This window comes from Clostridium sp. DJ247, from assembly GCF_014231265.1.
In genome coordinates, this window is record NZ_JABAIW010000031.1 from 42836 (window position 1) to 60737 (window position 17902).

Annotated in this window: 8 protein-coding genes, 1 pseudogene and 1 other annotated feature; of the genes and pseudogenes, 8 read left to right on the forward strand and 1 reads right to left on the reverse strand. The window is 29.9% G+C overall.

Annotated elements, in window-relative coordinates; translation table 11 throughout:
• Positions 1 to 75: 75 nt before the first annotated feature.
• Positions 76 to 2313 carry a Mur ligase family protein gene (locus HGI79_RS13390; RefSeq protein WP_185651195.1) on the forward strand — a complete coding sequence of 746 codons (2238 nt, stop codon included), beginning with the start codon at positions 76 to 78 and terminating at the stop codon, positions 2311 to 2313.
• 91 nt (positions 2314 to 2404) lie between these two features.
• Here HGI79_RS13390 and HGI79_RS13395 read toward each other — a convergent pair whose 3' ends face one another.
• Positions 2405 to 3037 carry an MBL fold metallo-hydrolase gene (locus HGI79_RS13395; protein ID WP_185651196.1) on the reverse strand — a complete coding sequence of 211 codons (633 nt, stop codon included), beginning with the start codon at positions 3035 to 3037 and terminating at the stop codon, positions 2405 to 2407.
• A 695-nt stretch (positions 3038 to 3732) separates the two neighbouring features.
• Between HGI79_RS13395 and HGI79_RS13400 the strand changes: the two genes are divergently transcribed.
• The 7 genes and pseudogenes from HGI79_RS13400 (at position 3733) to HGI79_RS23290 (ending at position 17746) form a co-directional block, all read left to right on the forward strand.
• Entirely contained in the window at positions 3733 to 5535 is a 1803-nt protein-coding gene (locus HGI79_RS13400) for an N-acetylmuramoyl-L-alanine amidase (RefSeq protein WP_185651197.1), read from the forward strand.
• A gap of 101 nt (positions 5536 to 5636) precedes the next feature.
• Positions 5637 to 5865, forward strand: a binding site (T-box leader).
• A 95-nt stretch (positions 5866 to 5960) separates the two neighbouring features.
• Positions 5961 to 9065 carry an isoleucine--tRNA ligase gene (ileS, locus tag HGI79_RS13405; protein ID WP_185651198.1) on the forward strand — a complete coding sequence of 1035 codons (3105 nt, stop codon included), beginning with the start codon at positions 5961 to 5963 and terminating at the stop codon, positions 9063 to 9065.
• A 161-nt stretch (positions 9066 to 9226) separates the two neighbouring features.
• Positions 9227 to 10225, forward strand: a complete 999-nt coding sequence (locus HGI79_RS13410) for a LacI family DNA-binding transcriptional regulator (protein ID WP_185651199.1) — start codon at positions 9227 to 9229, stop codon at positions 10223 to 10225.
• A 302-nt stretch (positions 10226 to 10527) separates the two neighbouring features.
• Positions 10528 to 14613 (forward strand): AAA domain-containing protein, encoded by a 4086-nt coding sequence (locus tag HGI79_RS13415; protein ID WP_185651200.1) that lies wholly within the window; start codon positions 10528 to 10530, stop codon positions 14611 to 14613.
• A gap of 71 nt (positions 14614 to 14684) precedes the next feature.
• A complete protein-coding gene (locus tag HGI79_RS13420) occupies positions 14685 to 16841 on the forward strand; it encodes a DNA methyltransferase (protein ID WP_185651201.1) in 2157 nt (718 codons plus the stop codon).
• An 87-nt stretch (positions 16842 to 16928) separates the two neighbouring features.
• Positions 16929 to 17210 (forward strand): annotated as a pseudogene (locus tag HGI79_RS13425) (sugar phosphate nucleotidyltransferase); the annotation flags it as partial.
• Positions 17211 to 17611: 401 nt separating this feature from the next.
• The gene (locus HGI79_RS23290; protein ID WP_278046709.1) at positions 17612 to 17746 is read left to right on the forward strand and encodes a hypothetical protein; all 135 of its coding nucleotides are present in this window, start codon (positions 17612 to 17614) and stop codon (positions 17744 to 17746) included.
• The last annotated feature ends 156 nt before the right edge of the window (positions 17747 to 17902 follow it).

Below are 17902 nucleotides of genomic sequence, written 5' to 3' on the forward strand. Positions count from 1 at the left end.
TCCTATAAAATATGAATAATTTTTTTAAGAGTTTATAAACCTATAGATGCACTAAATAATTACGGGGGTGTTGTTATGGAAGTTTTTTCTTTAAAATTTTTTGAAGGTAACAATATTAAAAGACAGAAAAAAGTAGTAAGAGTATATATAGATAGTAGCATGGGAGTTAATATAAACGCATATTTAAAAAAGTATTTTAGGATATGTTTCTCATTAGGTTTTAAGGAAAAGCTTATTTCAGTTGAAAAAGATAAAACCATATGTTTATGGGTTACATACAATGAGGAGAATGTGGCTAAATATATATTAACTAACCTTTACTACGGGAGCTTAAGCGTAGAAAAGATAGCTCATAAGGCTTCACAATTAGTTTTCAAAGGATTCGTAAATTACATTGTAAATAGATCACAGTTATTTGATATACCTTGTATAAGGTTAACAGATAGGTTATTTCAATTAGGATATGGTAAGAACTCTACAATTATAAGTGAAGACTACCAAAGTTTTGAGAATATGCATAACACAGTTATATCAATGGATAGGGAAGCTTTATGGGATATGCTTAGGTATAGCAATTTTCCTAGAATAAGCGGAAAAGTAGTATACTCGGATAAAGAAATAAAATATTTTAAGGATTACACTTTTCCCATAAGTGTAAGATGTGTTGATAAAAAATACGACATCAATATTTATGCAAATAATGAACATGAACTTCAAACACTGATGAAGAATATGATTGATGAATACGGAAAAATATTTATATGTGAATTAGGCATAGATTATAGATGTATATGTTTTAATGGAAACGTACAACTAATTTATAGTATAAATGATGAAAAATATAGTAGAGAGGATTGTGAAAATAGTAATATAGGCGTAGACATTAAAAATCTTTGTATGAACATATACAAGGAACTTAACATAAAATTTATGTATGTTGATATAAAGAAAAGTTATATATTTAGAGTGGTAGATGTGGGGGCTGTGTTTAATATTGCAGATAAGGTTAACAATAGTAGTATTAAAGTAGAACTGGCAGATTGTCTACTAAAATGTTTAAAAAAAGAAGGAATAGGATATATACCAATAATATCTATAACAGGAACAAATGGAAAAACTACTACTGCTAGGCTAACTTATAATTTATTAAATAAATTAGGTATGCATGCAGCGTTAACATCTACAGAAGGAATATTTATAGGAAATAAAAAGGTAAGGAATGGAGATACCACAGGTTTTTTAAGTGCTAGAGAAGTTCTCAAAAACAAAGAGGTAGAAGCGGCTGTATTTGAAACAGCAAGAGGTGGAATATTAAAAAATGGTCTTGGATATGACAAAGCTTCAGCAGGTATTATAACATGTATATCTAAAGATCATATAGGTATGGATGGCATAAAAGGGTTAAAAGAATTAATAGAGGTAAAGTCTGTTGTACTAGATGAGGTTGGAGTTGGTGGGAAAATAATAGTGAAGGCACAAGAGAGTTTAATAAGTGCTGCATTCAGAGAGTTTGAATACTGTATTAATAGGGTTTATAAAAGATATAGGAAAAGGGCAACGAGCAACGAAATTGTACTATTTGCTTTAGATAAAAATATATATTTAGAGGAATATATTGAAGACGGTGGTGAAGCTTTATATGTAGAAAACGATTCTATTATTTATTGTAAAAACGGAGTAGAAAGAAAAATAATAAATATTAAAGAAATTCCATTTACCCATAAAGGAATTTCAAAAGGAAATATACTAAATATAATGGCATCAATAGCAGCAATTTCATCTATTATTAATGATATAGAAAAAATTGTTGAAGCAATAAAAGATATAAAATGTGATTTACATGCTAACCCAGGGAGACAGAATATTTTAGATATGGGAAAGTTTAAACTCATCTTAGATTATGGACATAATCCGGAAGCCTTTACTGAGGTGTTTAGTCTTGTAAAGTCTCTAAATCCTTCAAGGATAACATCTATAATAGCCGCACCTGGAGACAGGATGGACTCTCTTATAAAAGAACTTGGAACTATAGCAGCAAAATATAGTGACTACATAATAGTGAGAGAACAAGAGGACTTAAGAGGAAGAAAAAAAGGACATAGTGCTTCATTAATAAAAGCTGGAATACATGAAACTGGATTTAATAAAGAAATGGTTACTACAATATATAAGGAAGAGGAAGCACTTGAGTACGCAATGAAAAAGGCCGAAAAAGAAGAGGTTATAGTATTATTCACCCAATGCTTAGATGTAATTATTCCTATTATAAACAAGTATCTACATAGTATAGGAAGAGAGAAGGTGTGTGAATAAAGTTAAGTTTTTCTCATTAGGCATTATATATAACTAAGTATGTATAAAACTGAGAAAATCATATAAGATTTCCTCAGTTTCGTGAAATAATTTATTTAAAATTTAATATTTTAACTTTATTTTTATCATTGATAGCTCCATCTATAAATAAGGTATTGCCGCCAACTTTTTCACCATTTTTCATATATGCTAGAAAATTTTCTAACCCTTCTAATTCGAAGGAAAGCACTGGAGTCTTATAGTGCATAGGTATAATAATATGGCTTCCTATACGTTGTGCTATTTCAGAGGCCTCTTTACCATCTAACGTAAAATTACCACCAATAGGTATTAAAAGAACATCAATATTACCTAAGCTTTTTATTTCATCATCTGATAGCACATAACCTAAATCTCCTAAATGGCATATTCTATAGCCATCAATTTGTAGCACAAATATCATATTCTCACCACGTTTTGCACCTTGCACCTTATCATGATAAGAAGGTATACCTAAAATAGGAATATCACAAAGATAGAAAGCACCTACTTTATCAGCAAGATGAGTATACTTTACTTTTTCTGTATAGCTGTGATCAACATGATAATGACTTACTGTAACAACGTCTACTTCACCTTCAAAAACAGGATAACCAACACTTTCATCAAAGGGGTCAGTCAAAACTTTTCTACCCTTTGAATCTTCTATTAAAAACGATGCGTGACCAAGCCAAGTTATTTTCACAAAAAACACCTCTTTCTTTTTCTTATGTTATTATAACTACTTATAATTTTCTATTTCTGTAATTAGGAAAAGTAGAGTGTATAATATAGATAAACACGCCCGAAATTTAACTTATACGACCGGATATATTACCATGTTTCGTCACGTTAAATATTTTTAATTAGTCTAGAGCTCCAATTTAAGCAGAGAGCCAAAATCTGTGATTTTGTGCGAATCGCTTACTCCTTTGACGGAAGGAAGAGGAGTTTCATAATAACATAAAAGAACTTTCATAAACTCGCTATGCTCAAATATATCTAAAGTTCTAAGATTTTTTCTCAAATTTTCGCTAAGACTAATAAAAAAATATTTAAATGTGACTTCAACATTGGTAATATATCCCTAAGCATAAGTTAAATTTAAGTTGTGATTATATATATTTAATAAAAAACAATAAATTAGTGTTTAGAAACTCACACTCCTTTATAGTATAACCTTAAATAAATTAATGATAAAAATAAAATTCACCAGATTATTTTCTAAAAATTATTTTTGTCGTTATAAGGTGGGTTTGGAGGAAAAATTTATTATAATATGAAAATATATTTGTATTTAAGTGTAAAATTAAGGATTTATATATTATAATAATATATAAGTGACCTTACAAATGTCTAGTTTTGTAGGTGTTAAAGAAATTTATATTCGGAGGTGATTATTTGAACAACAAAAGAAACTATTTGTTATTTTGGATTAGCTTTCTAACTACAATAGTACTTTTTAGTAGTACTACTTTTGTAAAAGCTGCTGATGCATATAGTAACATAGAGCCTAAGTCCAATATTGATACAAGTAAGTCTTGGACAATAAGATTTAATAGGAAAATTGATAAAAACACAATAAACAGTTCTAACATTTTAGTACAAGACGAAAATGGACAATCAGTTCCAATAAGTATAAAGTCAGGAGATGATGGACGCTCTATTATAGTCTCACCTAAAAATCAATATGACTATGGAAAAACCTATAACTTAGTTATTAAAGACGGTATAAAAGCATCAGATAAAAACATTTCAGCAACACCATCTAAGCTTCAATTTATAACTAAAGCTAATCCAGCAAATAGTGCAAATAAGAACTATACAATTTGTATTGATGCAGCACATGGTGGAAGTGATGACGGTAATGTTTCGACATTAGGAGTAAAAGAAAAAGATATAAATTTAGCTGTAGCATTAAAAGTAGGAAAAATACTACAGGACAATGGAGTAAATGTGGTCTATACAAGACAAAGTGATAATGTAGCTTGGAACAAAGATAACGACTTACAGCCAAGATTTGATGTGTCTAATAATTCTAAAGCAGATTTTTTTGTAAGTATACGTTGTAATGCTTATCCTGATAACCCATCTGCAAGCGGAATTGAGACATATTATTCTGATAGGGATAATACTGGGAAAAAATTAGCACAATCTATCCAAGGAAAATTAGTAAAAAATACTCAATTTATAGATAGAGGAACTAAAGTAGGTCTTGCCCAACATGAAATATTAAGGGGAACTACAGCAAATGCCGTTATGGTTGAATTGGGATTTTTGACCAATGTAAAAGAGAGTACAACTATGGCAACTGATGATTTCCAAAGTAAAAGTGCATCAGCAATAGCTAGTGGAATACTTGAATCCTTGAGTTTAGTAGATAAAAGTAGTAGCAGTATAAGTTCAGTATCAGATATATCTGACAAGATTGTAGTAGGAAATGATTATAAGTTACCCTTAAGTGTAAAAGCTTCTATGAGTGATGGAACTTCCAAAACAGTTAATGTTATATGGGATTCTAATACTATAGATACATCTAAAGAAGGAAGTTATACATATAAAGGAGCCATACCTGGATATGGTAAGACCATATTACTTACATTAAATGTTATTACCAAACCGGATGTAACAACTAGTCAAGCAATTTGTATAGACCCAGGACATGGACTAGGAAGAGATACTGGAGCTACTGGAATAGATGGGCTTCAAGAGGATGATATAACATTAGCAGTAGGATTGAAGGTTGGAAAAATACTTGAAGATCACGGGGTAAGCGTTGTATATACAAGAACAACGGATATGCGTTCAACTCCAATGTCTGTTGTTGATAGTTTGCAAAAACGCTGTGATATATCAAATAATGCTAATGCCAGATATTTTGTATCAATTCATAATAATTCTGCAGATGATCCAGCTGCTTTAGGTACAGAAACTTGGGACAATCCTGGGGATGAAGATAGTGCAAAGTTAGCTGAAGCTGTACAAAATAACATTGTACAACAATTAGGAACTTATGATAGAGGCTTGAAGGATGGATATGGAAGAGGACTCTACGTTATAAAGAATACAAATGCACCGTCTATATTAATAGAGTTAGGATTTTTATCAAACCCAGAAGATGTTGAAAAATTAAAAAGTGATGATTATCAACAGAAATTTGCACAAGCTATAGCTGATGGAATATTACAGCGTCTTGGAAAATAATAAATAAACTTACATTAAAATTTTTTTAAAATAGTTTGACAACAAAAAATGCTTATACTATAATAGAAGCAAATTGTATTGAAATATTAGAAATTCAATAACTAAAAATGTTGAGCAGGAAAAGTAATCAAAGTTTGTTACTTACAGAGAATGGTGGACGGTGAGAATCCATAGGAAAAATTTGGTGAAAATCACCTGGGAGTTAAGGAACTGAACAAGTAAAGAGTTTTTTAGTAAGTTTCTTCGTAGTTCTACGTTAAAGGATAGAGTATGTATGTACTTGAAAATTAAACCCATAGGTGGTACAGCGAACTTAACTTCGTCCTATTAGGATGAAGTTTTTTTATTTGTAATTAGTATATTCAGGTATAAAATATTTTAAATAGTAAAAAATTTACGCTAAGATATAGAAAGGAGTTAAGTTTATGTATAAAAAAATAGATAATTCAAGAAGTTTTGTACAAATGGAAAAAGATATAATAAAACTTTGGGAAGATAATGACATAATAAAAAAGAACTTTGAACTGAATAATGATGGAGAATATTTTACTTTTTATGATGGACCACCAACAGCCAATGGAAAACCTCACATAGGGCACGTTTTAACTAGAGTTATGAAGGATTTGATTCCAAGATATAAGGTTATGAAGGGTTATAAAGTAATAAGAAAAGCTGGTTGGGATACTCACGGACTTCCAGTAGAGTTAGAAGTTGAAAAAGCTTTGGGCATTTCAGGTAAACCACAAATAGAACAGTATGGTGTTGAAAAATTCATACACAAATGCAAGGATAGCGTATTTACCTATGTAAGCCAGTGGAAGGAAATGTCTGAGAGAATAGGTTACTGGGTAGATATGGATAATCCTTATGTAACTTATCATAATGACTATATAGAATCTATTTGGTGGGCACTCAAAAGAATATGGGATAAAGATCTTATATACAAGGGTCACAAAATAGTTCCATATTGTCCTAGATGTGGAACAGCCTTATCTTCCCATGAGGTTTCACAAGGATATAAAGATGTAAAAGAAACATCAGTTTATGTTAAATTTAAGATTAAAAATGACAATAAGTATATTTTAGCATGGACTACAACACCTTGGACTTTACCAAGTAATATGGCTTTAACTATTAATAAAGCCTTTGATTATGCTGAGGTAATAAACAACGGAGAACATTTAATTTTAGCAGAGGCTTTGCTTGGAAAATTAGAAGGAGAATATGAGGTAGTAAGAACCTTTAAGGGGGAAGAATTATTAGGTGTTGAGTATGAGCCAATGTTTAACTTCTCTAAATTTGAAGGGAAAGCTCATATTGTAGTTCATGGAGATTTTGTAACACTTACAGATGGTACAGGAATCGTTCATACAGCACCAGCTTATGGTGAAGATGATAACCTTGTTTGCAGACAAAATAACATTGCATTTATAAACCTTGTAGATACTGAGGGTAAATTTGTAGATGAAGTTACGCCTTGGAAAGGACTATTTGTAAAAGATGCAGACACTAAAATAGTAGAGTATTTAAAAGAAAATAATATACTTTATAAAGCAGAAAAGTTCTCACACTCTTACCCATTTTGTTGGAGATGTGATACACACCTGCTTTACTATCCAAGAGAAACTTGGTTCATTAAAATGTCATCTTTAAGAGATAAGTTAGTACAAAATACCAATAACACAAACTGGTACCCTGATAACATCAGAACAGGAAGATTTGGAAACTTTGTTGAAAATGTAATTGACTGGGGACTAAGCAGAGAAAGATATTGGGGAACACCACTTCCAATATGGGAATGTGATTGCGGTCATAGAGAGTGTATAGGAAGTATAGAAGAGCTTAAAGAAAAAGGAATAGATGTACCTGAAAATATAGAACTTCATAAGCCATATATAGACGGAGTTAAATTAAAATGTTCATGCTGTGGAAAGGAAATGACTAGAGTTGCAGAAGTAATAGACTGTTGGTTTGATTCTGGTTCTATGCCTTTTGCACAACATCATTATCCATTTGAAAATAAAGAGATTTTTGAACAAAATTTCCCAGCACAATTTATATCAGAAGCTGTAGACCAAACAAGAGGATGGTTCTACACTCTGATGGCTATATCAACTGTAATATTTGATAAGAGTGCATTTGAAAACTGCGTTGTGCTAGGTCATGTACTTGATAAACATGGACTTAAGATGTCAAAACATAAAGGAAATGTATTGAGTCCAAGTGTTGTTTTGGAAAATGAAGGAGCAGATGCTACTAGATGGTATTTCTATACTGCAAGTGCACCATGGCTTCCATCAAGATTTTATGAAGAAGCTGTTCAAGAAAGTCAAAGAAAATTCCTAGGTACATTCTGGAATGTATACTCATTTTATGTACTATATGCTGATTTAGATAACTTTAATCCATTAGATTATAAAGACTTTGTAAGTGGAAATATAATGGATAAGTGGATTACATCTAGATTAAATTCATTAATAAAAGAAACAGCAGATCATCTTGATAACTACAGAATTACTCAAGCAGCTAACAACATTGGAGATTTTGTGGATGAGTTATCAAATTGGTACGTCAGAAGAAATAGGGTAAGATACTGGAGTGAAGAGTTAACTGATGATAAAGTAGGCGCTTATGTAACACTATATAGAGTGCTTACAACATTAAGTATGATAGCAGCCCCATTTGTACCATTTATGACTGAAGAAATTTACCAAAACCTTGTAGTAAGTATCGACAGTAATGCACCTGAAAGTCTTCACTTATGCAGATGGCCTGAATACAATGAAGAACTAGTTGATAAAGATTTAGAAAAAGAAATGGATGAGGCTTACAAATTAGTTAAGCTTGGAAGAAGTGCTAGAAATGGTGCTAACATAAAGAATAGACAGCCACTTTCTGAAATACTTGTAAGTTCTAAATCTCTTCCAGAATACTATGGTGATATAGTTAAGGATGAGTTAAATATAAAGAATATAGTATTTGGTGCTGATTTATCAAAGTATGTTAATTTCGACATAAAACCAAATCTTCCTGTGCTTGGTAAGGCCTATGGTAAGTTAATCCCAGGCATAAGAAAGCAAATATCTTCTATGAATCAAATGGAACTTGCTCAAAAAATCAAGAACGGACAGATAGTAACTATCAATGTAGATGGAACAGATATAGAACTAAATGAAGAAAAGTTACTAGTAACAATGCAGGGGCTAGAAGGATTCGCTTTTGCTGGTGAAGGAACTACAGGCGTAGTCTTAGATACAACCATTACTGAAGAATTAAGAGAAGAAGGTTACCTTAGAGAAATATTAAGTAAAGTACAGAATATGAGAAAAGAAAGTGGATTTGAGGTAGCTGATAAAATAAAACTTTATGTTTCAGGTAACTTAAATTTAGAAAATGTGGTTAAGAAATTTGAGGATGACATAAAGAAAGATACTTTAGCAGTGGAAATAATCTATAATGCTGAAAGGGAATACAGCAGTCATAAGATAAATGGTGAAGACTTTAATATGGCAGTTGAAGTAGTTAGATAATAATTAAAAATGTGTATAAGATATCTTATACACATTTTTAATATACATAAGAATTCAATATAAGATTAATATTATATAGTGAAGAAAACATTTAAATAACTTGTAATAAAAGGATTTTATAAGTATAATAATTAAAAGAAAAAATATCGGGAGTTGATAAGATGGCAGCATCAATTAAAGACGTGGCAAAAGAGGCAGGAGTATCAATAGCTACAGTTTCTAGAGTTTTGAATGATGTAGACGTTGTTAATGAAGAAACTAAGAAAAAAGTATTAGAAGCTATAGAAAAGTTAGGTTATAGACCAAATATAGTAGCAAGAAGTTTAAAGACGCAAAAAACCAGGACAGTGGGTATAATAATACCTGACATATCAAGCCAATTCTATCCTGAAATTGTTAGAGGAGCTGAAGATGTAGCTAATATATATGATTATAATATAATGCTATGTAATACAGACCTAGATCCAGAAAAAGAAATGGAATACTTGAAAGTATTAAGAGAGAAAATGGTTGATGGAGTTCTATACATGAGTGCATCTTTAGAAGACAGTATGTTAGAACTTATAAAGAAGCTTCAGGTTCCAATGGTGTTAGTTGAAACAGCTAGCAATGAGGCAAGTATCCCTAGTATAAATATCGATAACGAAAAAGCAGCATCAGAGGCCGTTAATTATTTAATAAATAAAGGAAATAAAAAGATAGGTTACATAGGAACTCATGAAGACGCTAATAACGCTAGTGCTTTAAGGTACTTAGGATATAAAGCTGCACTTAAAGAAGCTGGACTTGAATTAGATAAAAACATTATTAGATTTGGAGGCTTAAAAGCTCAGGACGGATATGAAGGAATGACTGATATTATAGAGCACAATAAAATAGATGCATTATTCTGTGCTAGTGACGAAATTGCAATGGGTGCAATAAATGCATTAAGAGATAAAGGTTTAAGAGTTCCAGAAGATGTAGATGTTATTGGATTTAATAATATATACTCAGCTTCTATATTCTATCCTAAGCTTACAACTATAGCAGAACCTATGTACGATATGGGATCATTTGGTATGAGAATGCTTATAAAAATTATAAATAAGCATGAAGTAGAAATTAAAGATTATATACTTAAACACGAGTTAATAGAAAGAGATTCTTGTAAAAAATAATAAATTTGTGAGTTTAGACCACTAACTATAAGTACCTTAGGAGGTATTGTAGGATCAATTGGTGCTTATTGCTTAGAGGAACTTAAGGAAAGAAAAGACCCTTAGTAGAAAAGTTAACACATAGAAAAACCACTGAGATTTTCATATCGGTGGTTTTATTTTTTTATGGAAAATAAGTCTAAAAAAGATGTCATTAAAGTCTGAAATGTGTTTTATGATTGTTTTTGAAAAAATTTATATATGATGGTATAATTTTACATAAAGGTGAATAGGGTTATAGGATGTACTATGGAGGGAAAAAAATGGAGGATAAAGATAAAGTTAAAAAGCTATTTTCTTATCTTTTAGGTATTAAAAAGTTTAATGAGAAAGTGGTAAGAAACATTTCAGATTATGAAAAATTTTATTGGGAAAATGATTTACGTAAAGTCACTGGATGTAGTGTAAATAAAAAAATTAGTAGTAAGGACTGGTGGCTTGAAATTGATAAAAGATGTAAAGATGTTTACGAACAGTTTTTCAAATTGTATCTAGAATTTGAGAAAAGAGAGGAATGTAAAGAAATTATCTGGGGAAATGGATTAATTGTTTGGGAGTACAATAATGAAAAGATAATGCACCCTATGCTTACTACTAGAATGAAAATTAAGTTTGATTCTGCAAAAGGAGTGTTTACTCTAGTTCCAATAGGCACAGCTAAACTTGAAGTTAACATCTTTGATGGTATAGATGTTCCTAATTTGTCCAATATATTAAAGATTGATGACAAAATAGTAAAATATGACTTAGACCCAAGATACATAAACAATACCAAAGATATATTTAAAGAGATAGTTTCATATTTAAGTCCAGATGGGAAGATTGATGTAGAAAATACAATTATAGATAAACTCAATTTTTCAAGTACTCCTGTTATATACAATAAGTCTGTTATTTTCGTAAGAAAGGCTAATACAAGATTATGGCAGCAAGAAATAAAGACTATAATTAATAAAATAGATAAAGGATATAAAATACCAAATACAGTAAGAGCCTTAGTTAACAAGGAGAGCATAAATCAAAGTGAAACTGATTTAGATGAATGGAGAGATGTATCAAAGGATTTACTTTTTCCACTACCATCAAATGCACAACAAAAAGAAATAGTGAAACGGATATCTGAAAATTATGGTGTTGTATTACAAGGACCTCCTGGCACAGGGAAAAGCCATACTATAGCTAATTTAATATGTCATCTCTTATCACATGGGAAGAGAATTTTAGTTACAAGTCAAAACGAAAAAGCGCTAACGGTTCTTTCAGACAAGATACCGGAACAGATAAAGCCATTATGCATAGGGGTTTTAGGCAACGATATCAATTCCTTAAAGAATCTTGATGAATCAGTGAGAAAAATAACAACATTTCTAGCAGAGGACTCTGAGCGATTATATAAAGAAATACAGGATTTAGAGTATGAATTAGATAAATGTAAGAAAAATAAGAAAGAATTATATGATAAATTAAAGATGATAGAAGGTATGGAAAATAATTACATAAAGTGTAATAATGAAACTTATAAAATTACGGACATAGCTAGTTGGGTCAAAGAAAATAGAGACAAATATGGATGGATACAAGATAATATCGATGCTAAATTACGAATGGTTATAACTGAAAAGGAGTTTAAAAGATTCATAAGCCTCTTGTTAACAGTTAACAAAGAACAGAAAAAGGCTTTCGATAACATGAAACTTGTTATAGATAAATTACCTACAAAAAATGAGATATTTAATAGTATATCTAAGGTAAAGAAATTAGATGAAAAAAAGGATTATTTGTCTAATATATTGAAAGAATGGCGTATACCAGACAAGAATAGGTGTGATTACCATAAGCTTACAAAATTATTAGTGCAGCATAAAAAAAAGCTGAATGAGGTTAACGTAGGTATCTTCGGGAATATATCAAAGAGGTTTTACAGCAGTAAAATAGCACATGAAGCACTTAATGATCTAGCACATAAGAGTAATGATTATATATTAGTCCTTAGTAAGATAAGAAATGAACTTAGAAATCATGATATAAATATTTCTAAATATGTGGAATTTGATAAATTATGTGAAGACTTTGATATACTATATAAAAATTTAAGTTTAAGAGGAAAAGTAGGAAAAGTATTTAGGATGCTTCACCCAGAATGCAACTATATAATTAATGAATGTACTGTTGATGATAAACCTATAGTAGGTTTAGATCAGGCTTTAATATTTAAGCTGTTTATCCAAGAAAAAATAATTTTAAGAGATTTGCAAAATTTATGGATAAATACAATAAATGAATATGGAGTAGAGATAGATAATTTAAGCTCTAACACACTAGACTTAATGTCTATAGAACAATATATAAATAAATTAAATACTATAGTTAATTGGGATAAAGACTATAAGTTTGAAATTATGTCCATGCTAGGAAAAATATCAATTCCAGAAGAATTAAACTGGCATATAGCAGAAACTTATGATTATTTAATAGAGTGCATTCAATGTATTAAAGAACTAGAAGAATATAATAAATCAAAAGCATACATTGAAGTTTTGAAGAAGGTTATTCTAACTACAGGTAAGTTAGATGACCTATATAAGGGGTTAGCACAACTGGATATTGATCATGTAGAAAAAGAACTAAATAAAATTGAACAACTAAAATCAGTAAAAAATGATTTATTAGAATTAGATAGGCTTACAAGAAAATTAAGCATAGATTGTCCTATAACAACAAATAACATTATTAATGAGGAAAGGATCAATTTAAACAAATTTGAATGTTGGAGTAAAGCGTGGAAGTGGGCTCAGTTGAATAGTATATTAAAAAACATACATGAATTTAATCTTGAGGCTATTGAAGAAGAAATAGAACAAGAAAAATCAAAAGAGAGAATTCTTATAAAGGATATAGTAGCTAAAAGAACCTGGTATAATCAAATATTAAGAACTTCTGAAGAGGAAAAGAGAAGTTTATTTGCTTGGATGCAGGCTGTAAAAAGGATAGGTAAAGGTACTGGAAAGATGGCATCTGAGTATAGAAAAATAGCTCAAAGTGAAATGGAAAGATGTAAGTCAGTAATTCCAGTTTGGATTATGCCTTTAAATAGAATAATAGAAAATATAAAACTATCTGAAGATTTATTTGATGTGATTATATTTGATGAAAGTAGTCAAAGTAATATATTCTCTACATGTGCTTTAATGAGAGCAAAAAAGGCAATAATAGTTGGAGATGATAAACAAATAAGTCCAGAAACAATTGGAATAAGCCAAAGCCTTATACATGGACTAATGGACAAATATCTTAAAGATATACCTCATAGCCAATGGTTTGATTTACAAACAAGCCTCTATGATACAGCACTAAGGGTGTTTCCTAATAGATTAATGTTGAAAGAACACTTTAGGTGTGTTCCGGAATTAATAGGTTTTAGCAATGAGTATTGTTACTATGGAGAAATAAATCCCTTAAGATACTCGCAACTAAAAGAAATGCTATATCCACCTATAGCAACAGTAAAGGTGGAAGATGGATATAGGGAATTAAATAAACCAATAAATCTTAAAGAGGCAGAACTTATAGTAAATAAAATAGTAGAATTATGTAAAGATAAAAGATATATGGGAATGACTATGGGCGTAATATCTCTTTTAGGAGAAAGTCAAAGTGAGTTAATTGAAAGCATGCTTAAAAATAAATTAGGTGAAGAAGAAATTATAAAAAGAAATCTTATATGTGGTGATGCATATTCTTTTCAGGGGGATGAAAGAGACATAATATTTTTGTCTATGATAATAGCAAATAATGTTAAATTCAATTCTCTTACAAAGGAGTCTGATATTAGAAGGTTTAATGTGGCTGCAAGTAGAGCTAGAAATCAGTTATGGTTAATTCATTCTGTAGACTTAAAGGACTTAAATCCAGAATGTGTAAGATATGGATTATTAGAATATTGTTTAAGCTACAAAAATAAAAATATGATTAAAAAAAATACTAATGATGTCTTTCAATCAAGGTTTCAAAAAGATTTTTATAATAGTATAAAAAATAAGGGATATATAGTAACGCCACAGGTTAAAATAGGAACATATAAAATAGATTTCTTAATAGAAGGTGTAGAATGCAGGGCAGCAATTATATGTGATGGGAATACTAGTGTTGAAAACTATAATTGGGAAGAACATATTGAACAACAATTAGATTTAAGAAGACTTGGATGGAACTTTTATAGAGTAAGAGCAAGTGAATTTTATTATGATCCGGAAAAAACTTTAGATAACCTATATGATAAATTAAAATCAATAGGAATAAATCAATATCATGATAAACAATCATTAGATACAAACCTAAGAGTAGTATAGATTTATTATAAATAACATCTACAATAGTTATAATATAGGTAGATGTTATTTATATGTAAGGGTGAATATGTATGGTGAAAATGGTAGATAACTCAATTCCTATAAAATTCATATCTCAATTATCTAGGAAAGAAGCTAATAGTAGAAAGCCTGTATATAAGCTGCATAAATGGTTTGGAAGAAAAACTGATGCTATATTCAGGAGTATACTTCTTGCTTTAGAGCTAGAAGCAAATGAACTAGATAATTTTAACGATATATATTATAGAAACAACTACCAACTTCTTAAAGGAAAAATTATATTAGATCCTTTTATGGGAGGAGGATCTACAGTTGTAAATGCACTCAGGCTAGGGGCAAAGGTGGTAGGGATAGATATTAACCCTGTGGCTTGGTTTATTACTAAAAATGAGCTTCAGCTACCTCGTACATCTATAAATAATATTTACTCAGAAGAGGAAATAAATCTTATTTTAGATAAAGAATTTTCAAAGCTTGAAGAGAATATAGGCAATGAAATAAAAGAATCATATAAAACTACTATATATGATCATGAAAAGAATATAAAAAGAAAAGTAGATATTATGTATGTGTTATGGGTGAAAAAAGCTACATGCCCTAAGTGTGGAGAATGTTCTAAGCTTTTTCCACACTATACAATTACAAAGTTAATCAAAAAAAACTATGAAAATTTTAATATATGTCCGCAGTGTGGAGAAATTGTAAGGGGAAACCAAAAAGAGTTAATCTGTGGCAGCTGTAGCTATAAGTTTAATAATCATATAGGTATTTATAAAGGAAGAAAGTTTACGTGCGTATCATGTAACACAAATTGGGATTTAGTTAGAGATATAATGAAACATAGAGATAACCCTTTAGATTTGGAGATGTACGCAATTCAATACTATGATTCAGAAACAAAAAAGAAGGGATTTAAGATACCAGATAAAGAAGATATAGATAACTATAACAAAGTTAAAGAAAAAGCTATAAATTTGTTACATAAGGACAATAAATTTATCCCTACATCAGAAATACCAGAAGGATATAATACTAAACAAATAATAAATCATAACTATAAATATTGGCATCAAATGTTTAATTATAGACAACTATATTATTTAGTAAGATTATTAGAAGAAATAAATAAAATATCGGATGATAAATTAAAGGAATTATTTTTATGTGTATTTTCTAATACAATAAATGCAAACAATATGTTTTGCATTTATAATTCACAATATGGAAAAATCGAGCCTTTATTTGGAGATCATCATATGGCACCTGTAGTAAATCCTGTGGAAAATAATCTATGGGGAACTAAACTTGGAAGAGGAAGTTTTATAAAACATTACAAGAGTCTTATTCAAAGTAAAAAATTTAATTATAGTCCTTATGAGAGAATAAATAATAATGGAAAAAATATTAATATAGCCTTAAAGAATGAAAGGTTTTATTCGGAATTTGCGGAGGATTTCATAGACTTAGTTAACAATAAGAAAAATACATTGCTTAAGTGTCAAACTGCTGAAGACTTATCTTTTATACCAAATTGTTCTGTAGATGCAGTAATAACAGATCCACCATATTACTCTGCCATAAACTACGGAGAAATAAGCGAGTTTTTTTATATATGGGATAGAATAATTTTAAAAGACAAATACAACTTTTTTAACTCTAATCATATACAATTCAACCATGAGGTTACTGTAAATGAAGCTAGAGGAATATCTAAAGAAGAATTTTTGCTAAAGTTATCTAAATGTTTTAGTGAAGTCAGGAGAGTGTTAAAGGAAGATGCACCTTTAATACTTACATATAATAATAGTTCACCAGAAGGATGGGAGCTTATGTTCAAATCCCTTACTAATGCAGGATTTGGCGTGGAAAAAACATATCCTATACATACGGAGCTACGGGCAGGGCTAATTGATAACAAAAGAGAAAAAATGAATTACGATTTAATTATTGTAGCTAGGGCTAAAAGTGTAGAAAGGAAAGAATTTATAAAATTACATGAATTTATAACCAGTGTAAATACAGAGTTTAATAAGACTATGATTGAATTAGATGATAAGGAACTGTCTCGACTAGATATTATACTTATTAAGGTAGGAAAGGTATTAGAACTATATTCAAAAAAATTATTTAATGTGTATAAAGATGAAAGAAAAATGGATTTAAGAGAAATGTTGGATTATTTTTACAGTGAGAAAAAATTTATGTAATAATTTATATGGAATACAAGTTATTTTTTCACAATTGCTGTAAAATGTACATATTATACAGTAAAGCATTATTAGGAGTGGGGACAATTGTTATATGCATTAATTCTTGCAGGTGGCAAAGGAACAAGGCTTTATCCTCTCTCTAGATACAAGAATCCAAAGCAATTTCTAAAAATTATAAATAATAAAAGCTTTTTAAGAACTGCGGTAGATAGAATAAAGTCTCTGGTAGATAAGGAGAATATATATATAGTTACAAATACAGAATATATAGATAAGGTTTATGAGGAATTACCTGATATAGATAAAGGTAATATATTTGCTGAACCAGAGAATAAAGAAACTCCTATATTCACGTTATTGGGTTACATGATGAAAACTTAAATTATACGACCAGATATGTTACCAAACTTCAGCACGTTAAAAACTTTTTATCAGTCTAAAGTTCGTGTTTAAGCAGAGAGCCAAAATCTGTGATTTTGTGCGAATCGCTTACTCCTCTGACGAAAGGAAGAGGAGTTTCATAATAATGTAAAGAACCTTATATAAACTCGCTGCACTCAAACATATATAAGGTTCTAAGGTTTTCTAAAACACTTCACTAAGACTGCTAAAAAAGTTTTTAAATGTGCTTTCAGTTTTGGTAACATATCTCTCCGTATAATTTAAGTTTTGAACATGGAGTCCTGCATGGTTTTTATATAAAAAATTAACCAAAAGAATAAAACCTTTTTCAGTGGAAAAACTAAAAGCAGAAAGGGGAGTTATAAATGACGAATGAAAAGAATCATAAATCAAGTAATAAAGAAAATAAGAGAAACGATATGAATAGACCTACGGGAGTTAGAAATAATGAAAAGAATCCTCCTAAATTTGAAACTTTTGATGGTAAGCCTGTTTATTGATATTATAATATATATATAACCATGCCCGAAATTTAACTTATACGACCGAATATGCTGCCAAACTTCGGCACGTTAAAAGCTTTTAATTAGTCTAAAGTTCGTGTTTATGAAAATCTAAGAACCTTTGATAAACTCGTACCTCAAACATATCAAAGC